The organism is Micromonospora sp. WMMA1947, from assembly GCF_027497355.1.
Taxonomy (GTDB): domain Bacteria; phylum Actinomycetota; class Actinomycetes; order Mycobacteriales; family Micromonosporaceae; genus Micromonospora.
On sequence record NZ_CP114909.1, the window covers coordinates 5,443,198 to 5,463,363 of the forward strand.

General features: G+C 74.7%; 22 protein-coding genes. 12 read left to right on the forward strand and 10 right to left on the reverse strand.

What is annotated here, in order from left to right; translation table 11 throughout:
• Nucleotides 1–69: 69 nt before the first annotated feature.
• Nucleotides 70–963 (forward strand): SDR family oxidoreductase, encoded by an 894-nt coding sequence (locus O7604_RS25635; protein WP_269706551.1) that lies wholly within the window; start codon nt 70–72, stop codon nt 961–963.
• Nucleotides 960–1,751 (forward strand): alpha/beta fold hydrolase, encoded by a 792-nt coding sequence (locus O7604_RS25640; protein WP_269706552.1) that lies wholly within the window; start codon nt 960–962, stop codon nt 1,749–1,751. Before O7604_RS25635 ends, O7604_RS25640 begins: the two co-directional genes overlap by 4 nt.
• 3 nt (nt 1,752–1,754) lie before the next feature.
• Here the strand turns inward: O7604_RS25640 and O7604_RS25645 are convergent, their stop codons facing one another.
• Entirely contained in the window at nt 1,755–1,979 is a 225-nt protein-coding gene (locus tag O7604_RS25645) for a hypothetical protein (RefSeq protein WP_269706553.1), read from the reverse strand.
• A gap of 129 nt (nt 1,980–2,108) precedes the next feature.
• On the opposite strand from O7604_RS25645, the gene O7604_RS25650 reads away from it, so the two are divergent.
• Nucleotides 2,109–3,059, forward strand: a complete 951-nt coding sequence (locus O7604_RS25650) for a serine/threonine-protein kinase (RefSeq protein ID WP_281578045.1) — start codon at nt 2,109–2,111, stop codon at nt 3,057–3,059.
• Nucleotides 3,060–3,139: 80 nt separating this feature from the next.
• Nucleotides 3,140–3,568, forward strand: coding sequence for an OsmC family protein (locus tag O7604_RS25655; RefSeq protein WP_013285994.1), 429 nt, complete (start codon nt 3,140–3,142; stop codon nt 3,566–3,568).
• Between the two features lie 3 nt (nt 3,569–3,571).
• Here the strand turns inward: O7604_RS25655 and O7604_RS25660 are convergent, their stop codons facing one another.
• On the reverse strand, nt 3,572–4,498 hold the full coding sequence (locus O7604_RS25660) for an endonuclease/exonuclease/phosphatase family protein (RefSeq protein ID WP_281578046.1): 927 nt from the start codon (nt 4,496–4,498) through the stop codon (nt 3,572–3,574).
• 450 nt (nt 4,499–4,948) lie between these two features.
• On the opposite strand from O7604_RS25660, the gene O7604_RS25665 reads away from it, so the two are divergent.
• Nucleotides 4,949–5,695 (forward strand): hypothetical protein, encoded by a 747-nt coding sequence (locus O7604_RS25665; RefSeq protein WP_269706556.1) that lies wholly within the window; start codon nt 4,949–4,951, stop codon nt 5,693–5,695.
• Between the two features lie 10 nt (nt 5,696–5,705).
• On the opposite strand, the gene O7604_RS25670 is transcribed toward O7604_RS25665, so the two are convergent.
• The 5 genes from O7604_RS25670 to O7604_RS25690 all read right to left on the reverse strand — a co-directional run bounded on the left by O7604_RS25670 (nt 5,706) and on the right by O7604_RS25690 (nt 10,040).
• Nucleotides 5,706–6,182 carry an ATPase gene (locus tag O7604_RS25670; protein WP_269706557.1) on the reverse strand — a complete coding sequence of 159 codons (477 nt, stop codon included), beginning with the start codon at nt 6,180–6,182 and terminating at the stop codon, nt 5,706–5,708.
• A 118-nt stretch (nt 6,183–6,300) separates the two neighbouring features.
• Complete coding sequence (locus O7604_RS25675) at nt 6,301–6,747, reverse strand: response regulator (RefSeq protein ID WP_269706558.1); 447 nt, start codon at nt 6,745–6,747, stop codon at nt 6,301–6,303.
• 71 nt (nt 6,748–6,818) lie between these two features.
• A complete protein-coding gene (locus O7604_RS25680; protein WP_269706559.1) occupies nt 6,819–7,166 on the reverse strand; it encodes an STAS domain-containing protein in 348 nt (115 codons plus the stop codon).
• 76 nt (nt 7,167–7,242) lie between these two features.
• Entirely contained in the window at nt 7,243–8,289 is a 1,047-nt protein-coding gene (locus O7604_RS25685) for a cobalamin-dependent protein (protein ID WP_281578047.1), read from the reverse strand.
• Nucleotides 8,286–10,040, reverse strand: a complete 1,755-nt coding sequence (locus tag O7604_RS25690; protein ID WP_269706561.1) for a PP2C family protein-serine/threonine phosphatase — start codon at nt 10,038–10,040, stop codon at nt 8,286–8,288. Before O7604_RS25690 ends, O7604_RS25685 begins: the two co-directional genes overlap by 4 nt.
• Nucleotides 10,041–10,293: 253 nt before the next feature.
• Between O7604_RS25690 and O7604_RS25695 the strand changes: the two genes are divergently transcribed.
• Together O7604_RS25695 and O7604_RS25700 are read left to right on the forward strand one after the other, a co-directional pair.
• A complete protein-coding gene (locus tag O7604_RS25695) occupies nt 10,294–10,638 on the forward strand; it encodes an STAS domain-containing protein (protein WP_269706563.1) in 345 nt (114 codons plus the stop codon).
• Nucleotides 10,639–10,681: 43 nt separating this feature from the next.
• Nucleotides 10,682–11,029, forward strand: coding sequence for an STAS domain-containing protein (locus O7604_RS25700; protein WP_281578048.1), 348 nt, complete (start codon nt 10,682–10,684; stop codon nt 11,027–11,029).
• Nucleotides 11,030–11,121: 92 nt separating this feature from the next.
• Here O7604_RS25700 and O7604_RS25705 read toward each other — a convergent pair whose 3' ends face one another.
• Nucleotides 11,122–11,436: a hypothetical protein gene (locus O7604_RS25705; RefSeq protein ID WP_269706566.1), complete on the reverse strand. Its 315-nt coding sequence runs from the start codon at nt 11,434–11,436 to the stop codon at nt 11,122–11,124.
• A gap of 183 nt (nt 11,437–11,619) precedes the next feature.
• Between O7604_RS25705 and O7604_RS25710 the strand changes: the two genes are divergently transcribed.
• The 3 genes from O7604_RS25710 (at nt 11,620) to O7604_RS25720 (ending at nt 14,605) form a co-directional block, all read left to right on the forward strand.
• Nucleotides 11,620–12,591, forward strand: coding sequence for a DUF2267 domain-containing protein (locus O7604_RS25710; protein WP_269706567.1), 972 nt, complete (start codon nt 11,620–11,622; stop codon nt 12,589–12,591).
• 71 nt (nt 12,592–12,662) lie between these two features.
• Nucleotides 12,663–13,451, forward strand: a complete 789-nt coding sequence (locus tag O7604_RS25715) for a fused MFS/spermidine synthase (RefSeq protein ID WP_281578049.1) — start codon at nt 12,663–12,665, stop codon at nt 13,449–13,451.
• A gap of 38 nt (nt 13,452–13,489) precedes the next feature.
• A complete protein-coding gene (locus O7604_RS25720; protein ID WP_269706569.1) occupies nt 13,490–14,605 on the forward strand; it encodes an AI-2E family transporter in 1,116 nt (371 codons plus the stop codon).
• Nucleotides 14,606–14,632: 27 nt separating this feature from the next.
• On the opposite strand, the gene O7604_RS25725 is transcribed toward O7604_RS25720, so the two are convergent.
• Complete coding sequence (locus tag O7604_RS25725; protein ID WP_269706570.1) at nt 14,633–15,931, reverse strand: NAD(P)/FAD-dependent oxidoreductase; 1,299 nt, start codon at nt 15,929–15,931, stop codon at nt 14,633–14,635.
• Between the two features lie 100 nt (nt 15,932–16,031).
• Here O7604_RS25725 and O7604_RS25730 point away from each other — a divergent pair, with 100 nt between their 5' ends.
• Complete coding sequence (locus O7604_RS25730) at nt 16,032–17,477, forward strand: M20/M25/M40 family metallo-hydrolase (RefSeq protein ID WP_269706571.1); 1,446 nt, start codon at nt 16,032–16,034, stop codon at nt 17,475–17,477.
• Nucleotides 17,478–17,487: 10 nt separating this feature from the next.
• On the opposite strand, the gene O7604_RS25735 is transcribed toward O7604_RS25730, so the two are convergent.
• The gene (locus O7604_RS25735) at nt 17,488–18,033 is read right to left on the reverse strand and encodes a GNAT family protein (RefSeq protein ID WP_281578050.1); all 546 of its coding nucleotides are present in this window, start codon (nt 18,031–18,033) and stop codon (nt 17,488–17,490) included.
• A 607-nt stretch (nt 18,034–18,640) separates the two neighbouring features.
• Here O7604_RS25735 and O7604_RS25740 point away from each other — a divergent pair.
• Nucleotides 18,641–19,765 carry an IS110 family transposase gene (locus O7604_RS25740; protein WP_281578051.1) on the forward strand — a complete coding sequence of 375 codons (1,125 nt, stop codon included), beginning with the start codon at nt 18,641–18,643 and terminating at the stop codon, nt 19,763–19,765.
• Nucleotides 19,766–20,166 lie beyond the last annotated feature (401 nt).

A 20,166-nucleotide genomic window follows, 5' to 3' on the forward strand; every position in this document is an offset into this window, starting at 1 on the left:
TGCGGTGACGATCCGGGCAGGTCGGGCCGGGTCTTCCGTACCCGGGCTACCCGGTGGTAACTTCCCGGCATGTCCATCGACGGTCGTTTTTCCGGCCGGCTGGCCGGCAAGGTGGTGCTGGTGACCGGCGCGGCCCGGGGCATCGGCGAGCACACCGCCCGCCTCGCCGCCGCCCGCGGCGCCCGGTTGTCCCTCGTCGGGCTGGAACCCGACCGGCTGGCCGCGCTCGCCGCCGAGCTGGGCCCGGGGCACGTCTGGTTCGCCGCCGACGTCACCGACCAGCAGGCGCTGGCCGAGGCGGCCGACGGCACCGTGGCGGCGCTGGGCGGGATCGACGCGGTGGTCGCCAACGCCGGAGTCGCCAACCGCGGCACGATCGCCGTCGGCGACGTCGAGGCGCTGGTGCGAACCGTCGAGGTCAACCTGATCGGGGTCGTGCGCACCGCCGCGGCGACGGTCCCGGCGCTGGTCGACCGGGGCGGCTACCTGCTGATCGTCTCCTCGGCCGCGGCGTTCGCCGCGCTGCCCGGCATGGCCGCCTACTGCGCCTCCAAGGCGGGCGTCGAGCAGTTCGGCAACGCGATCCGCCTCGAACTGGCGCACCGGGGCGTGGCGGTCGGCACCGCCCACCCGTCGTGGGTGGACACCGACCTGGTCCGCGAGGCGCGCGCCGACCTGCCGGCCTTCTCCACGGCGCTGGCCAGGCTGCCGTGGCCGCTGCGGCGTACCACCACTGTGGCCGAGTGCGCCGAGGCGTTCGTCAGGGCCGTCGAGCGCCGCAGCCGCCGGGTGTACGTGCCGCGCGCCGTGGCCGGCGTGCAGGCCGTACGGTCGGTGCTGGTCAGCCCGCTGGCCGACCGCCTGGTGGGCCGCACCGCCCGGGCCACCGTGCCGCTGATCGAGGAGCAGTCCCGGGCACTGGGCCGGGGCTTCGGCGCCAGCACACCGCAGGGGCGGCCGTGACCGCGCCGGTGGAGGTCGTCTACGAGCGCCGGGGCGCCGGGCCCGCGCTGGTGCTGCTGCACGGCATCGGTCACCACGGCGGCGCCTGGCGCCCGGTGCTGGACCGGCTCGCCGAGGCGCACGACGTGATCGCCGTCGACCTGCCGGGCTTCGGCCGCTCCCCGATGCCCACCGCCGGGCTGCCCGCCGACATGCCCGGCCTCGTCGCCGCCGTGGCCGAACTGTTCGCCGCGTTCGGGCTGGAGCGCCCGCACGTCGCCGGGAACAGCCTCGGCGGGGCGATCGCGCTGGAGCTGGCCGCGCTCGGGGTGGTCTCGTCGGCCACCGCGCTGTCGCCGGCCGGCTTCTGCACCGCGCGTGAGCTGCGCTGGGCGCTGACCGTGCTCTCCCTGCACCGCAACGCGGCCCGGCTGCCCGAACCGGTGCTGCGCCGCCTGTTCGCCGCGCCCGCGCTGCGGATGCTGGCGATGGGCATGATCCTGGCCCGGCCCAACCGGATGGCACTGGACGACGCGCTCGCCGACGCCCGCGCGCTGCGCCAGGCGCGGGCGTTCCGCGCCGTCGCTCGCGCCGGGCGGGGGTACGCCTACGCGGGCGCGCCGACAGTGCCGGTGACGGTGGCCTGGGGTACGCGGGACCGGATCCTGCCCTACCGGCAGGCCGCGCTGGCGCGTACCCGGCTGCCCGCCGCGCGGCACCTGGACCTGCCCGGCTGCGGGCACGTGCCGATGCACGACGACCCGGAGCTGGTCGCCTCGGTCATCCTGGGCACCACCCGGCCGGACTGAGCCTCACTCGGTCGCGCCGAACGGGAAGGTGTGCACGTACCGCATCGTCCAGCCGCCCGGCGACGCGTGGTAGTCGCGTTCGTAGAGGTGGTCGGCCACCCCTTCGGCCGGCTCCTCCGGATGGCGCAGCACCCATCGCGGCGGCGGTGCGCCGTCCGGTCCGGCGGGAAGGTCCCGGGTCAGCTCGTCGGCCGGTCCGCCGACGAACCGTACGCGCACCGCGGCCACCGCTGCCCTCCGTCCGTCGACGCCCTCGCCGCGAAGCTACCCCGCCGCGGTGCGAACCCTCGGCGGTTTGCACAGCTCCGGGGCCGGGTAGCGGGACCGGAGGGCACCGGACGAGGCGAGGAGTGGGCGATGCGGACGCTGGGCGGGCGGTACGAGCTCGAACAGCGAGCCGGCCTGGGTGGCATGTCGGAGGTGTGGCGCGCGCACGACCGCGTGCTGGACCGGACCGTGGCGGTGAAGCTCATCTCGCCCGCGCTGGACGGCGACGCCGTTTCGGTGGAGCGCATCCGGGCCGAGGCGCGGTCGGCGGCGCGGCTGGTGCACCCGAACGTCGCCAGCGTGCACGACTTCGGCACCGCGACGCTGCCGGACGGGCGGCCGGTGCCGTACATCGTGATGGAGCTGGCCGAGGGCGAGACGCTCGCCGCGCACCTGCGGGGCGGTCCGCTGGACTGGCGCATCGCGGTGCGGGTCTGCGCCGAGGTGTGCGCCGCGCTGGCCGCCGCGCACGCGCACGGCATCGTGCACCGGGACGTGAAGCCGGCGAACGTGATTCTCACCCCGTCCGGGGTGAAGGTGCTCGACTTCGGCATCGCCACCCCGGCCGGGGCGCCGGACCACACACCGGACGGCATCGTGGTGGGCACCCCGGCGTACCTGGCGCCGGAGCAGCTCGACCGGCAGCCGGCCACCCCGGCCGCCGACATGTACGCCCTCGGTGTGCTGCTCTACTACTGCCTGACCGCTGAGCTGCCGTACGAGGCGGGCAGCACCACCCAGCTGCTCGGGTCGCGCCGCCGCCGCCGGCCGCCCCGCCCGCTGCCCGAGGTTCCCGGCCTGCCCGCCGAGGTGGCCGAGCTGTGCGGGCGCTGCCTCGACGACGACCCGTGCGCCCGGCCGACCAGCCCGATGGCCGCGCTGCTGCTGGCCGAGGCCGTGGACGCCCGGGTCTACGTGCCGATGACCGCGATGCTGCCCCGGCAGCGCGTGCCGCAGGTGTCGCCGTGGACCAGCCGGGCCGCCGCCGAGGCCACCGAGGCGATGGCCGTCGACGCCGCGACCAGCGGCCGGATCCGCTGAGCACACGTACTGGCTGCTCGGGTGCGGTTTCGCCGCTCGGGGTCCGGGAACGCGGTCCGGTGAGTGACGGGAGGAACGCGATGCCGGATCCGAGTTCCTGGCTGGCCGAGACGGCCACGGCGACCGCGGCGGGCGGTCACGTACGCACCGACGACGGCGGGCTCTCCTCCGCCCTGGCGTCCCCGCTGGCGCCGCACTGCACCGGTCTGACGCCGGAGCAGCTCCTGGCCGCGGCGTTCGCCTCCTGCCTGCACCACGCGGCGGTGGAGGCGGCCGGAGAGATCACCGACGAGGCGCACACCGTGCAGGTGACCGCCGAGGCGAAACTGGGCCGCGACGACGACGGCCGCTACCGGGCCGACGTGCACGCCGAGATCTCCTCGGCGGGACTGACCCGCGACCAGCTGGCCGATCTGGTCGCGTACGCCGACCGGCTCTGGCCGTTCTCCAGCGGCGACCCGAGCCGGCACCGGCTCACCGTGACCCCGGCGGAGAACGGCCGGCACTGAGATCTACCAGCGGAAGCCGGCGGTCACCGCCCGATGGTCGCTGGCCGGGGTGCGCAGCACCCCGGCGGCGGTCGGCGTGAGTCCCCGGTAGAGGACGTGGTCCGGGCGGGTGACCGGTAGTTCCGCCGGCCAGGTGAAGCCGAATCCCTGCCCGGCCTCGGCCTGCGCGTCGCCGAGCAGCCGGGTCAGCGGGTCGAAGACCCGGTCGGTGGTGGCGGTGTTCAGGTCGCCGAGCACCACGAGCCGGTCGGCCGGGTCGGCGCGTACGGCGTCGGCCAGCGCGGCGACGGTCTGGTCCCTGGTGGCGGTGTGCCCGGCCCGCGCGGAGCCGAGGTGGACCACGTACACGGCCAGGTCGCCCCGGGGCGCGGCCACGACGGCCCGCAGCGCGCGGTCCCAGCCCAGTCCGGTGTCCACGCCGTGCGCCTCGCGGATCGGCCACCGGCTCCACAGCGCGACTGTCGACACGACCGCCCGGTGCGGGTAGCGCTCGGCCAGCACCGGCGCCACCCGGTCGCCGTCGGCGACCTCCTGCAGCCCGATGAGGTCGGGGGCGTCGCCGGTGAGCGCACCGACGGTGGCGGCCGGGTCGGGGTTGCCCACGCGCAGGTTCTGGCTGACCACCCGCACCGCGGCGCCGTCCGCGGCGGCGGCCGGGGGCAGCCAGGCGCGGCCGTAGAGCCCGGCCCAGACCAGGGCCGGCAGCAGCACCGCCAGCAGCGCCGGCCGGGAGCGGCGCAGCAGGGCGGCGAGCGCGAGCAGCGGTACGGCGATCCCGAGCAGCGGGGTGACGCTGTCCACCAGGCTGCCCAGGCCGTGGACGTTCGGCACCAGCCGGTGCCCGGCCAGCAGCAGCGTGAGCAGCACGGCGCAGACGACGACGATCGTGCCGCGCCGGCTGCGGGGGCCGGGCGGGCGCTCGTCGATCATCGCTCCGTCACCGTCGGAATCGTATCGAGCGCCCGGGGCGCCGCGCGGTGGCCTCACCATGATCGGCGGCGGCCGGCCGGATCGCGGCGAGTCGATTCGGCGGGTCGGTGGACCGCCGCCGGAGGCAGGCCGCCCGACCAGGGCACCCTCGGCCGAACAGTGGAGCCGGGTGCACGCCGTCACCGGCTCGGCCCGACGTCCGCTTCGCACCGCCGAAACCGACATAGGCATTCTTTCGGGTACGCGAGGTTGGCGGTTTTCCTGATCCGCCACCCCTAATGCCACCCGCGAATCCGGCAGATTGTGGCGCATGCCACCAATCACCCCGATGGCAAAGGGCCGGAAGCTTTCTAGCCTCGGCGGGTGCACCCCGACCACCCCGATCATCAGCCGCTGCCCGCCAACCGCCCGGTTCGCCGAACGATTGACCCGGCATCAGCCGAACGGAGGGTGGGACGTCACCGCGCCCCGGAACCGCCACGGCGCGGCCCGGCCCGGTCCGTATCCGGCCGGATCGCGGTGGCCACCGGCGTCACCTGTTGCCTCGGCCTGATCGGCGTGGCCGCCGTCGGCGAGACCGGCCCGGCGCACCTGGAGGTACGCGAGGCGGTCGCCGACCGGGCCGCCGCCGACCAGCGCGCCTCCCGCGACTTCACCCGGGTCGCGCCGCCGGCCGCCGCGGCCCTGCCACCACCGGCACCGACGCCCAGCGCGACACCGACGACGAAGAAGCCGCCGCGCAAGCCCGTACGTGCCCAGCGCCCCCGGCCGGTCGCCGGCCTCGACCAGCGGCAGATGGACAACGCCAAGGTCATCGTCGACGTGGGGCGGGACATGAAGATGCCCCGCCGGGCCCTGGTGGTCGCGCTGGCCACCGCCATGCAGGAGAGCAACCTCTACAACCTGGCCAGCGACGTGCTGCCGGAGTCCTTCGACCACCCGCACCAGGGCAGCGGCTCCGACCACGACTCGGTCGGGCTGTTCCAGCAGCGCCCCAGCAGCGGCTGGGGCACCGTCGCCCAGCTCATGCGGCCGGCGTACGCGGCCCGCGCCTTCTACGCCGCGCTGCGCGAGGTGCCCGGCTGGGCGGACATGAGCGTCACCGCCGCCGCCCAGGCGGTGCAGGTGTCCGCCTACCCCGACGCGTACGCCCGGCACGAGGACCGCGCCACGACGGTGGTGGCGGCTCTGATCTGACCCGCGCGGGTCAGGCGGCGCTGCGACCGGGGCGCACACCCGCCGCGGCGGTGGGGGTGTCCACCGGCACCCGCTCGCCCCGCGCCCCGGCCAGGATCTCGTCGACCCGGGACTCCCGCCGGCGGCGCGCCAGCAGGGCCGCCTCGAACTCGCGACGCGCCCGCACGGCCTCGGCGTACGCCTCCTCCCGCAACCGACGGGCCTCCTCGCGCGCGGCCTCCAGCTCGGCGCGGGCCTGCGCGAGCAGCTCGGCGGCCTCCCGTTCGGCTGCCGACGGGCGGGACGCGCCCGTCTCGACCGGGGCGGTACGGCGATGCAGGAAGTCGCACAGGTGCAGGGCGTCCGACCGGATCTGGTCCCACTCCCGGCCGGCCCCGGCGGCACCCTCCGCACGCGCCGCCAGCCGCCTCAGGCGCAGGCTCAGCTCGTCCAGGCAGGCGTCCACCTGACGCCTGTCGTAGCCGGTCTCCACCACCGAGAACCTCATGCGTCGCCCCCCAGGCAGCCGGTCCGCGTCCCCACCAGCCGATCCTGCGGTCCGGGCACGGCCGGGCGCGGCCGTTCCCGCAAAATGTTCAGGATGCGGTGGCCCGGACTTCCGGCCCCTACGGGTGCTTCGGGAGCACGACCACCCGTCCGAAGAACTCGTCGATGCGGCGTACCACGTCGTTGAAGTCGTCCAGGTCGATCGGCTTGGTCACGTACGCGTTGGCCTGCAGGGTGTAGCTGCTGACCACGTCGGTGTCGGCGTTGGAGGTGGTGAGCACGACGATCGGGATGGTCCGCAGGCTCTCGTCACCCTTGACCTCGCCGAGCACCTGCCGCCCGTCCATCCGGGGCATGTTCAGGTCGAGCAGGATCACGTCCGGGCGCTGCGCCTCGGTGTGCCGGCCCTCGCGGCGGAGGAACTCCATCGCCTCCTGGCCGTCGGCGACCACGTCGATGACCTTGTCGACGTCCGAGTCGGCGAGCGCCTCCTCGATCATCAGGACGTCGCCCGGGTCGTCGTCCACCACCAGGATGCGAACGGGGCTGGGACTGTTCTGGCCCATCGGGTTACCTGCTTCGTGGTGAGGAGGGCGTCCGGCCGCACGGCCGGCTGCTGGCGGGGAAATGTACCGGATCAGGAGGCGGCCGACGCCGTCGGGTCGACCGTGTCGCGGTCGTGGTGGAGCACGTCCGCGAGCCCGGTCACCTGGAGCACCCGGGCGACCCGCCCGGTCGCCCCGGTGAGCCGCAGCCAGCCGCCGTCGGCGGCGGCGAGGTTGTCCCCCCGGACGAACGCCGCGATGCCGGTGGAGTCGCAGAACGTCAGCTCGGTGAGGTCGAGCAGCAGCTCGCGGTGCCCCTCGGCGATCACCCGGTCGATCGTCGAGTTCAGCTCGCCGGCTGTGCCGAGGTCGAGCTCGCCCGCCAGCCGGAGGCGGACGCCGCCCCCGTCCCGCTGGGCGTACGTGACGGTGAACGTCACCGTGGCCCCTCTCGCTCCCACCGCAGGCGAACCCTTGCAGTGGTGCAAGTATATGCGACGGCCCGTCGGGCGCCCGTCAGCGGCCCGCCGCCGCCAACCCGCCCACCAGGGCACGACCCCGCTCGATGAAGGCGGCCGCGCGCGGGAAGTCGCGCAGCTGCTGTCCATAGTGCTCCAGCGTCAGCCCGACCGCGCCGGCCGGCACCCCGCGGCTGACCAGGATCTCCACCAGCCACTCGACGAACCCGGTGAACAGCGTCGCGTCGTCCACGTAGAGCGCGGCGGCCAGGAAGTCCACGATGTAGCCGAGGTCGCTGATCGTGGAGTCGAGCTGCGCCGGCGTGTAGTCCGCCGTCGACGGCACCCGCTCCCGCAGGTCGGCCAGGGCGCTGTCGATCAGCTCGCCGCGCCGCTTGACCAGGCTGGCGTACTCGTCGTCGGCCAGGTGGTCCAGCCGCGCGGGCGGCGTCTCGCGCAGCGCCCGCTCGTCGGCCACCAGGTCCGCCGCGGACGGCGCGTCGGGCGCCCACGGCACACCGAGCACACGCGCCCACCGGCCGTCGTCGCCGAAGCCCCGGCCACCGACCACCACCGGCACGTCGGAACGGCGGCACGCCTCCACCATCCGGTGCGCGTGCGGCAGCCGCATCGGCAGGGCGCAGGCGAGCGCCACCGCCTCCGCGTCGTAGCGGTGCAGGTAGGACACCAGGTGCGCGGCCGGCACACTGGCCCCGAGGAAGATGACCTGCCAGCCGCGCAGCCGCAGCACCTCGGCCACCAGCCGGGCCGGCAGCGCGTGCCACTCACCGTCCATGCACGCCATCACGATCCGCCCCCGGGTCGGCCGGGGGTCGGCGTACGCGGCCACCGCGGCCACCACCCGCTCGCTGATGTGGGTGGCGGCGTGCTCCTGGGCCACGCTCCACTCGTTGCGGGCCCAGCGTTCGCCCACCTCGGCCTGGGCCGGGGCGACCAGGTCCAGCAGCACCCGCTCGGCCGGCACCCCCGCCTCCAGCAGCCCGCGGGCCACCGCCACCGCGGCGGACTCGTCGGCGTCGGCCAGGCACTCCAGATAGCTGGTGAAGGCGTGGCCCGGGTCGGCCCCGACGGTCGGCACGGTCACGCGGACAACTCCCTCGTTCGTTCGGTCACGTCCGGCACCGCGTGCAGATGCCGTGGCGTCCGCCCGGCCGGGCCGGTGGCTCGCAGCGCCAGCACCGCGATGTCGTCGTGGTCGCCGTGCGCCAGCCAGTCGCAGGTCACCTGCTCGATCCGCTCGGCGAGCGCCGGCGCGGGCATCCGGTGGCAGCCGCTCACCGCGTTGAGCAGCCGCTCGGCACCGAACTGCTCGTCACCGCGCCGGCCGCCACGCGCCTCGGTCACCCCGTCGCTGTAGAACAGGCACGTCTCCCCCGGCGCCAGGTGCACAGTCACCTCACCGATGCGGGGATCCGGCACCACGCCGATCAGCATGCCGCGCAGCGGCACCACCTCGACCTCGCCGGACTCCCGCAGCAGCAGCGGCGGGAGGTGCCCGCCGCCGGCCAGGGTCAGGGTCAGGCCGCCGTCGCGGTTCGGCCGGGCCACGCCGAGCACCATGGTGGCGAACCGGCCCTGCCCGTGCGCCTGCGTGGTCTCCAGCAACGCGTCGTTGAGCAGCTTCAGCAGCCGCCCCGGCTGGGTCTCGACCCGGTGCAACGCCTGCAGGCACTGACGCAGCTGGCCGGTGAACACGGCTGCCTCCACGCCCTTGCCCGACACGTCGCCGAGGAAGAACACCGAACCGCCGTCGGCGAGCCGGTGCGAGCCGTAGAAGTCGCCGCCGATGCGCAGACCGGCCTGCGCCGGCCGGTACGCGGTGCCCCACTGCACGCCGGTCGCGGCAACCGGCTCGACCGGCAGCAGGCTGGCCTGCAACGTGTCGGCGACCTCGGCCTGGTCGCGGTAGAGCATGGCGGTGGTCAGCGCCGCGCCGGCCCGGGCCGCGAACGCGCGGACCAGGTCCACGTCGGCCTCGTCGTACCAGCGGTCGGCGCGCCGGACCACCAGCAGCGCCCCGGCCGGTGCCTCCCGGCCGGGCAGCGGCACCACCCGCGCGGTGGCGCCGGAGGCGTCCAGGCCGGGCAGCCAGCCCGCCTCGGCCGCCTGCTCGACCAGCCAGTCCAGCTCGTGCGGCTCGGTGCCGGACAGGCCGGCCTCGATCGCGGCGGGCAGCGCCGGGGCGGGCAGCATCCCGCTGTCCACGACCGGCGCGCGGTCGTCCGCGCGTACCGCCCGCCACCAGCGGGCCCGGCCGGAGCGCGGGGCGAGCACCAGGACCGCCACGTCGGCCGCCGTGGGTACGGCCAGGCGCACCACCGCGGCGGCGGCCCGATCCGGGTGCAGCGGGTTGCCGAGCTTCTCGCCCACCACGGCGAGGAACGCCGATCGGGCACGTTCGGCCAGCAGCGCGTCGGCCCGGCTGACGCTCTCGGTGACGTCGTCGACGTACCAGCAGCGCCGGCGGTGGGACAGCGCGACCGGCCGGACGCGCAGCCGGCGCCCGTGGTGGGTGAACTCGGCCGGACCGTCGCCGCGCAGCGGGGCCGGGCCGGCGGCGGCCAGCAGCTCGCCGGGCGTCGCCTCGGGGATCAGCCGCTCCGCGACCGGGCTCACGTGCTGGACGACACCGTCGGCGTCGCAGACGACGAGGCCCTCGCGGAAGTGCTCGACCACCTCGGACCAGGTGGGGACGGTGCGGTCGCGGTCGGCTGCCAGCGGCGGCAGGGCGGACGGCACCGGCGCGGCGGCGGACCACGCCGGAGGCCGTGCGGCACTCGGCGTGGAGATCCGTCCGTCGCCCGGGTCGGCACCCCTGACGTCGGCAGCAGTCACCAGCTGAGCCCCACTCTCCTCGTCGGCACCCCGGGGCGCCGGACACGGCGCCTGTGGTCACGTCTCCTCGCCCACCCTACGCCGGTGTGCCGGGACCGCCACCCCACGGCGCTGCCGGCCCGCTCGCGCGTCCTGCGAGGTGACGGCGCTGTTGTTACGATTCTGTCATCCCGGCCCGACCGGCACCCCCGCGGAAAGGCGTGACGTGGTTTCTCAACGGAGAAGGCCCGAGGCGAGCCCGCTGAGCATCTCCGTGGATCGATCCGACCCGGCCGTCCCGGTGGTGGTGGTCGGCGGCGACCTGGCGTACGCCACGGCCGCCCCGCTGCGCGCCGAGATCGACAGGCTGCTCGCCGGGCGCCCGACGGCCCTGGTGTTCGACTTCGGCGACCTGCAGTTCATGGACAGCACCGGCCTGTCCGTGATCGTGCACGCCTGGCGGGAGGGCCAGCAGGCCGGCACCGCGATCGAGCTGCGCGCGGTGCCGCGGTTCCTGGAGACCATCCTCGACCTGACCGGCGTCACCGGTCTGCTCGACCGCTCGCCGGTCGACGACGCACCCGGCCACCTCGCGCCGGGTTCGGCCGCGTCCGCGTGACCCCGGGGGTTTCCCGCCGGTGCCCGGCTGGGAACATGGAAGCGTGCCCTCCCAGATGTTGACCATCGAGGTGGACCGGCTCGCCGCCGGCTCCGCCCGGGTGCGGCTGGCCGGGGAGCTGGACTTCGACACCGCGCCGGAACTCGTCGACGCCGTCGCCCACCTGCGCCGCGACGGTCACCAGGAGCTGGAACTCGACTTCGCCGGGGTGGACCTCTGCGACTCCTCCGGGCTCAGCGCGCTCGTGGTCATCCACCGCGCGGGCACCGGGGCGATCCGCCTGCTGAACCTGAACCCGCAGATCGAGCACCTGCTGGAGCGCACCGGCCTGGCCGAGCTGCTGGCCGCCCCGCCGCAGGACCTGACCGACGGGGCCCGCGAGGCGGGCTGACCGCACCGGCCCGCCAGGCGGACCGGCAGCCGGTCCCCGGACAGGGGTGGCCCCCGACCCTGGGACCAGGGGCCGGGGGCCGGGAGGATGGCTCAGGCGGCGGGCGCGGCCTGCCGGTGCGGCGCGTCGTCGCGCGGACGCCCCGCGAGCGGAGGCTCGACGTCCTCCGGCGCTCCGGAATCGGGAGTCTGGAACAGATAACGGACGAAGTCCCCGCTCATGTCGTCGTCGTCCGCGCCGGGCCACTGCCCGACACAGTCGACGCCGACCACCTCACGTCCGCTGCCGTCGTGGTGCTCCAGCAGCGCCCAGAGGGTCACCGGGTAGGAGCGGGTGGCGTCCGGGCCGATCCGCCAGCGGGCGTACCAGCCGGGACGGGCGGGGACGATCTCCACGATCCGTTTCATGTCGACCTGCCCTTCCGCGTGCGTCGGAAGTTGTCCGGTCCGTCCGAGCCTGCCGCCCGCCGGGGTGAGCGCTCCTCACCCGCAGCGAATGAAGCCTCCGCCGGGCCGTCCGCCGTTACCTTCCCCGCAGCGCCGGGAACGCGGTCGGCGCAAGCGCAACCGACCCAGGAACGAGGTGCGACGATGCGCAAGCAGATGGAGGGCGACAACCAGCGCCGCCGGGCCCTGGCCCGCGAGGCCCGTGAGCGAGGGCTGCGGCCGAGCCAGACCGGCGCCAGCCTGAGCGCGTCCAAGCAGGTCACCTCGCTGGACCAGCACGACCGGTCCGGCCCGCCGCCGGCCGGACGGCACAAGCCGGACAGCACCCGGGGTGGCCCCGCGCCGCCGCCGGTCGCCGTCGCGGAGCAGCAGCGCCCGCTGCCGGACCCGGCACCGTCACCCGGTGTCTCGATGGGCTACCGGGAACTCGTCGACGACGTGAGCCGGCGCGCCGGGGTGGACTTCACCACGGCCAAGGTCGCCGCGGAGGGCACCGTGCTGGCCCTGGCACAGGCGCTGGACGAGGCGGAACGGGAGCGGCTGCTGGAGGCGGTGCCGCTGACCCTGCACGACGTGGTGCCGGTGTACGGCATGGAACCCCGCCGCGACCTGCCCGGCTTCCTGGCCGAGGTCGGCCGGTACAGCCGCCTCACCCCGGAGCAGGCGCGCTACCAGGCCGAGGCGACGCTCGCCGCGCTCGCCGAGGCCGACGCGGATCTGGTCGAGTCGCTGCGCGTACCCGACGAGTTGCGTGACCTGCTCGGGCCGACCGACTTCGGCGGCGGCCTGGTGGGCGCGTCCTCGGCCACCGCGCCGCTGACCGAGGCGGAGCTGCGCGACGCGCTCGCGACGCTCCCCTACTGGTCCAGCGACAGGCGCTCGCTGGTGCGCACGATCGAGCTGCCCGGCGGCAACCTGGACCGGGTGCTCGACCGGCTGGACCGGCTCAAGTCCGACGTCGGGCGGTCGCCGCAGATCGGGCGACCGGACCCGGACAACGCCGTGCTGACGGTCCGGACCCAGCAGGTCGACGGCGTGACGGCGGCGGACGTGGACCTCGCGCACCGGGTGGACGCGGCGATCGACGAGGCCGGCGCCGGAATGGCGGCCGGCTGACCCGGCGGCGGAACGGCCCCGGCCCCACGCGGGCCGGGGCCGCCCGTGGCCGCGCGGTACCGTGTCCCGCCGTGGATCACGACGACACCGAGACCCTGGAGATCGTGGTGGACCCGGCCCGCCCGTCCGGGCGCACGCTGCTGGCCGACGGGGTCGAGCAGTCGTACGTGGACGTGGCCGACCCCCGGTACCTGCACTTCGAGTACGTGCGACGGATCGCCGCCGCGATCGACCTGGCCGCCCCGCGGGGTACGGCGCTGACCGCGCTGCACCTCGGCGGGGGCGCGCTGACGCTGCCGCGCTGGCTCGCGCGTACCCGGCCCGGCTCTACGCAGCGGGTGATCGAGCGTCATCCGGGCGTGGTCGAGCTGGTCCGGCGGAAGCTGCCGCCGTTGCCGCCGGAAGTCGTGGTGGCGCTCGGCGACGCCCGGGAAGCGGTGGCCGAGGAGCCGCCCGGGGCGTACGACGTGGTGGTGGCCGACGTGTACCGGGCGGCCCGGATGCCGCCACAGGTGGCCGCCGTCGAGTTCGCGGCGCGGGTGGCCCGGGTGCTGCGCCCGGACGGCCTCTATCTGGTCAACCTCACCGACCTGCCGCCGCTGGCGCACACCCGGGCGCAGGTCGCCACGCTGCGGGCGGTCTTCGCCGACGTCTGCCTGGTCGCGGACCGGCGGATGCTGCGCGGCCGCCGCTACGGCAACGTGGTGCTGGCCGCCTCGCCCGCCGCCGACCGTCTTCCGGTACGCCGGCTCGCCGCCCGCGTCGCCGCCGACCCGGTGCCCGGCACGGTTCTGCACGCCGCGACGCTCGACGCGTTCGCCGCCGGTGCTCTCCCGGTCACCGACGCCGACCTGGGCTGAGCCGGTTTCCGCCACGGCGCGGCGGGTAGCCGCGCCGGGTGAGCACCGCCGAGGACCGGTCCACCGCGCGCCGGACGCTGATCGTGATCGGTCTGGTCCTCGCCACCGCGGCCGGGCTGGCCCTGGTCTGGGCCACCCGGCGGGTGCTGGTGTGGGGACTGGTGGCGGTGTTCTTCGCGGTCGCCCTCAAGCCGCTCGTGGACCGTCTGGAACGTCGGGTACGCCGCCGCGCGCTCGCCACGCTGCTGGTGTTCCTCGCCGCGTTCGCGCTGTTCGCCGCCGTGGGTGCGCTGATCGTGGTGCCGCTGGTGGACGAGGTGGGCCGCTTCGCCGACCGGGCGCCGGAACTGGTGCGCGAGGCGCAGGCCGGGCGGGGACCGCTCGGGCGGCTGCTGGAGCGCTTCCACCTGCTCCGGTACGCGGAGCCCGGCCAGCTGCGCCGCTACGGCGCCCGGCTCGGCGACCCGACGGTCGGGGTGGTCCGGAGCGTGGCCCAGGCGGTCGCCGCCCTGGTCACCGTGGTGGTGCTGGCGTACCTGATGGTCCTGGAGGCGCCGAAGATCGTGGCCGCCACGCTGCGGCTCACCGGCGACGGCCCGGCCGCGCGGCTGCGGCGCATCGGGCGGGACTCGTCCCGGATCGTCACCGGCTACCTGAGCGGCAACCTGCTGATCAGCGTCATCTGTGGCGGTCTGACCTTCGTCGTGCTGTTCCTGCTCGGTGTGCCGTTCGCCGCGGTGATCGCGCTGGCGGTCGCCGTGTTCGACCTGATCCCGCTCGTCGGGGCCACACTCGGGGCGATCGCCGCGGCCGGCGCGGCGTTCCTGCACTCCCCCACCGCCGGGATCGTGGTGCTCGTCTTCTTCGTGGTCTACCAGCAGGTGGAGAACCATCTGCTGCAACCGGTCATCATGGCCCGCGCGGTCCGGTTGAATCCGCTGACGGTGCTGGTCAGCGTGCTGCTCTCGGTCGAGCTGGCCGGCCTGGTGGGGGCGCTGCTGGCGATCCCGGCGGCCGGTGTCGCGCAGGTGCTGCTGCGCGAGTTCGTGCCCGCCGGGCGGGCGGCCCTGCCGCGGCCCGCCGACGGCGACCAGGCGGACACCGGCCCGGCCGGCGGGTCGACCACGGCGGAACGGCCGCCGGCCGGCGGGTGAGGGCCGGCCGGCGGGTGCGCGTGCGGCTCAGCGACGGCGGGCCAGCTCCGGCGACTCGCTCTCCAGCGGCACCGCGTTCCCCGGGACCAGCCCGAGTTGCACGGCGGGCCGGGGCAGCGTCGCGTCCAGCGCCCAGTCCGCGGCGACCCGGGGCCGGTTGCCCGGCATGGCGAGCAGGTGGTAGCCGCGGGTGACGGCCTTGGCGGGCAGACCGGCCAGCGGCACCTTCAGCGGGTTCGCCGCCGCGTCCTTGCCGCCCAGGTCCACCACCCAGCCCAGGTCGTGGTGCTTGTACGACTTGCGCACGCCCTGCCCGTAGGAGGCGGCGATGTTGTGCGCGGCCAGCTTGCCCTGCCGCTGGGCGTGCTGCGCGGTCATCGCGCACACCTGCCCGGGGCGGGTCGGGTCGGGCACGGCGGCGGCGTCGCCGCAGGCGAACACCTCCGGGTAGCCGGGGACGTTGAGGAACTCGTCGACCACCAGCCGGCCCTTCTCGGTGCGCAGCCCCAGGTCGGCCACGAACGGGTCGGGGCGTACGCCGACGCACCAGATGAGGCTACACGTCGGGACGTACTCGCCGTCGGTGAGCATCACCCCGTCCGGCGTGGCCTCGGCGACCGAGGTGCCCATCCGCACGTCCACACCGCGTTTGCGCAGCACCCGGTCGGCGGTGACCGACATCCGCCGGTCCAGTTCGGGCAGCACCCGGGGCGCCACGTCCAGCAGCATCCAGCGCGGCCGGACCTTCAGGTGCGGACGCTGGGCCATCAGCCGGTCGGTGAACAGCTGCCCGTGCGCGGCCACCTCGGTGCCGGTGTAGCCGGCGCCGACCACCACGAACGTGGAGCGGGCCCGCTGCTCGGCCGGGTCGTCGGTCAGCTCGGCCAGCTCCACCTGCCGGACCACGTGGTCGTGCAGGAACAGCGCCTCGGGCAGGCCGCGGAAGCCGTGGGCGTACTCGGTCACGCCGGGGATCGGCAGCAGCTTGTTGACGCTGCCGACGCTGAGCACGAGCCGGTCGTACGCGAGCTGACCGTGGTCGCCCTCGATCGAGCGGTAGCCGACCCACCGGTTCTGCAGGTCGACCCGGTCCGCCTCGCCGACCACCACGCGGACGCCGTCGAGCGTGCCGGCGAGCGGCACGGCGATCCGGGTCGGCTCCACCACTCCGGCCGCCACCTCGGGCAGCAGCGGCAGGTAGAGGAAGTAGTCGGTCGTGTTCAGCAGGACGATCTCGGCCCGGTCGCGGGCCAGCCGGCGCAACGTCTTGGCCGCGTGGTACCCGGCGAACCCGGCCCCCACGATCACCACACGTGGTTTCGTCATGCCTTCTGCCGTTCCCGGGCAGACCTGCGACAAACGTACCCATGATCCATCCATCGGCAGCTATATGGACATTCCTCGTGATCGGCGCGAGGATGCCGGGATGGGAAACCACGAGAACGCCGAGGGTCGACCCACGAGGTCCAGCCGGCGTACCTTCCTCACCGCCTCCGCCGCGGCCACCGCCGCCGCCGTCGCCACCCCGCTCACCGCCGCCCCGGCCGCCGCCGCGACCGGCGCTCCCCCGGGCCCCGGCCGTCCGGCCCGCCCACAGCGGCCCGACCGCGAGCTGACCGCGCTGCTGCGCGAGATCGACAGCCGCCGGATCGAGGCCGTCGTGCGCCGGCTCGCCGCGTTCGGCACCCGCCACACCCTGTCCAGCCAGACCGATCCGGTACGCGGCATCGGCGCCGCCCGCGACTGGATCCACGCCCAGCTCTCCGGGTACGCGGCCGCGTCCGGCGGCCGGATGACCGTCGAACTGCAGTCGTACGTGCAGCAGCCCGCCTCCCGCATCCCCGTCCCGACCACCATCACCAACGTGGTGGCGACAGTGCGCGGTGACGTCACGCCCGAGCGGGTGTACGTCATCACCGGCCACTACGACTCCCGGGCCACCGACGTGATGGACGCGGTCAGCGACGCGCCCGGCGCCGACGACGACGCCTCCGGCGTGGCGGTGGTGATGGAACTGGCCCGGGTGCTGTCCACCCGCCGCACCGAGGCCACCATCGTGCTCGCCGCCGTCGCGGCCGAGGAGCAGGGACTGTACGGCTCGGCCTACCTCGCGTCGCAGCTGAAGGCCGCCGGCGCCGACGTCCAGGCAATGTTCAGCAACGACATCGTCGGCAGCAGCACCGCCGACGACGGCACCCGCGACCCGCGTACCGTGCGGTTGTTCGCCGAGGGCGTGCCGACCGCCGAGACCCCGGCCGAGGCGAGCGTGCGGCAGTCCGTCGGCGGCGAGAACGACTCGCCGTCGCGGCAGCTCGCCCGGTTCGTCACCGACGTCGCCGAGAACTCCGCCACCGGCATGGACGTGCGCGTCATCTACCGGCGGGACCGCTACCTGCGCGGCAGCGACCACATCTCGTTCCTGCGCGAGGGCTGGCCGGCCGGCCGGTTCACCGAACCGAACGAGGACTTCGCCCACCAGCACCAGGACGTGCGGGTCGTCGACGGGGTGCAGTACGGCGACCTGCCCGAGTTCTGCGACTTCGGCTACATCACCCGGGTGGCCCGGGTGAACGCCGCGACGCTGTGGTCGCTGGCCCAGGCGCCCGGCACGCCCAAGGGCGTCACAGTGGTGACCACGAACCTGACGAACGACACCACGCTGCGGTGGCAGCGCGGGCCCGAGCCGGACCTGGCCGGCTACGAGGTGGTGTGGCGGGAGACCACCGCCGACCAGTGGCAGAAGGTGCTGCCGGTCGGCGACGTCACCGAGGTGACCGTCGACCTGTCCAAGGACAACGTGTTCTTCGGCGTACGGGCGGTGGACCGGGACGGGCACCGCAGCCCGGTCGCCTTCCCGAAGCCCGGCAGCTGAGGCCGGACGGTCACCGCCCCGGCGCCGGGTCCACCACGTCCGGGGCGGTGATCGCCCACCGTTCGTGGTCGCGCCACGCGCCGTCGATGAACAGGTAGTCCGGGGAGAACCCCTCCAGCCGGAAGCCGAGCCGGCGCGCCAGCCGCTTCGACGGCTCGTTGCCGGGCTGGATGTTCGCCTCCAGCCGGTGCAGACCGAGCGGCCCGAACGCGTACTCGATCACCAGTCGCACCCCGGCCGAGGCGTGCCCGGTGCCCGCGTACGGGCGGAACGCCGCGTACCCGAGGTATCCGCCGCGCAGCGCGCCCAGAACGATGCCGCTGATGTTCGCGTACCCGGCGATCTGCCCGGTGGCCCGGTCGCAGAACAGGAACCCGGAGCTGTCCCGCCCCCGGATCTTGCGCAGGTACGCCGCGTACCGCTCGGCGTCATCGGGCGCGGACAGCCACGGATGGTGCAGGTCCCGGCTGCGCCGGACGGCGGCCACGAACTCGGTCTCGTCGGCCGGACGGGGGCGGCGGATGGCGACGCGGCCGTCGCTGCGCAGGTATCGCACAGCGCCACTCTCCGCCACCGCGTCCACCCCACCCCACCCGGGGTGCACGCACTCCCCGCCCGCCACCCGCCGCCGGAGCTCGTGTTCGCACCAGCGCCCACTTCCGGCACGACCTCCCCGCGCGACGCCGCTTCCGCCTCACCCCAAGGCGGCCCGGAGATCTTGGTAGGAAACGGCCCCCAGAGGGGCCCTTCCGCACCAAGATCTCCTCCGCTCCCATCATGTGGCCCACCGGTCTCATTTCGCGGAACGATGCCTGGTAGCCCAGCAGCCGGCATCCGTCGACTCCTGCGCCGCCAGCCGTGCCGGACCGATACCTGCGCGACGCTTCTATAGGTGGGCCGGTTCCGGGAGGGGTTGGTATCGGTAGGGTTCGACGTCGGTGATCGACGAGTGACTCATGCAAGATCTGGCCACCGCAGAAGGGTGTGCCGTGAAGCGCGACCTGTCCTCGTGGGTTGCCGGCGTCGGCCCGGCCCACCTTGCTGGCCTGATCAGAAGCCTGTCCGCGATTGGTGTCGCGTGACTCATCACAGATGTGCCGCCGGGTGATCGTCTCCCGGGCCGACGCCGTCCGAACGTCGTCCCGTGCAAGGGAGAACCGTCCGTGCCTTCCATCCTGGCAGATCGTCTGGCCGGCCGCGTTGACGCGGTCATCGGTGTGGATACCCATACCGATACGCACACCGCCGCGGTGACCACCCCGGTCGGGACAGTGCTGGCCGAGATCACCGTGCCGGCCACCGCCGACGGCGCCGCTGTTCTGCTGGCCTGGGCCGGGCGGCAGACGACCGGGCTGGGAACGGGCCGGCGGGCCTGGGCCCTGGACGGCGCCCGGTGTCACGGGGTCGGCCTGCTGCGTGTCCTGCGCGCCGCGGGTGAGGACGTCCTGGAAGCACCCAAACCCGCTGCCGGACGCCGTCGGCGAGGCGGCAAGTCCGACGCGTTGGACGCCGTGCACGCCGCTCGCGCGGTGCTGGCCGCCGACCACGTCGCCACGCCCCGCGCCGACGGCGACCGGGAAGCCCTGCGCCTGCTGCACGTCTGCCGCCGCCACTACAGCGACACCCGCACCGCCACCATCAACCTGTTCAAATCGCTGATCCTCACCGCCGACGACGATCTACGCACACAGATGCGCGGACTGAACACCCTGCGGCAGGTCCAACACGCCACCACCCTCACCACCGGCACCGGCAGCGGCACCGGCAGCGGCACCGGCAGCGGCAGCGGCAGCGGCAGCGGCAGCGGCAGCGGCAGCGGACTTGACCGACTGCGCCGCACTCAACTGGCAGCCCTGGCCGAGCAGATCCTGACCCTCGAGAAGCTCCTGAAAGCCAACCTCGCCGAGATCCGCACCCTGGTCGACAAGCTCTGCCCCACCCTGCTCGACCAACCCGGGATCGGCCCCGTCACCGCCGCGATCGCACTGACCGCCTGGTCACACCCCGGCCGGTTCCGCAACGAAGCCGCCTTCGCCTCACTCGCCGGCGCCAGCCCCGTCCCCGCCAACTCCGGACGCACCATCCGCCACCGCCTCAACCGAGGCGGCGACCGCACCCTCAACGCCGCCCTACACACCATCGCGAAAACCCGCCAACGATGCCACCAACCCACCAAGGACTACGTCGAACGCCGCACCACCGAAGGCCGCACCCCAGCCGAAATCACCCGCAGCCTCAAACGCTACATAGCCCGCCAAATCTGGCGCACCCTCGAAACCAACGCTTGACAAACACCTTCACAGATCTTGCACTTGCCGCCCCCCGGGTGCCCGCTTCGCGAGGTTCGCCGGGGCTCAAACTGCAAGATCGCGTGGGCGGGCGGGTCCATCCGCGCCTCGGGCGGGAACGTCCGCGCCCGGTCGGGTGGTTCGGTGCGCGATGTCGGGTTCGCTGTGTCGGCCTGGCGAGGCTGTGGTCGGTGCCATCGTGAGGGTGGAATCGGTGGCGGGCGCGGGGCGTTGTACATGGCTGACCGCCCAGGCACCAGGTCGAGCGCCGGACACCGGCCCGCCGAGGCGCCCGGATTGGTCAGGGAATCGGCCCGGCCCGGTCGTCGTTACATCCCCGAGCGACGGGCACCGCCGTCCCGGAATGACCCCGGCCCGCCGGCCGTTACATCCCCCCGGAT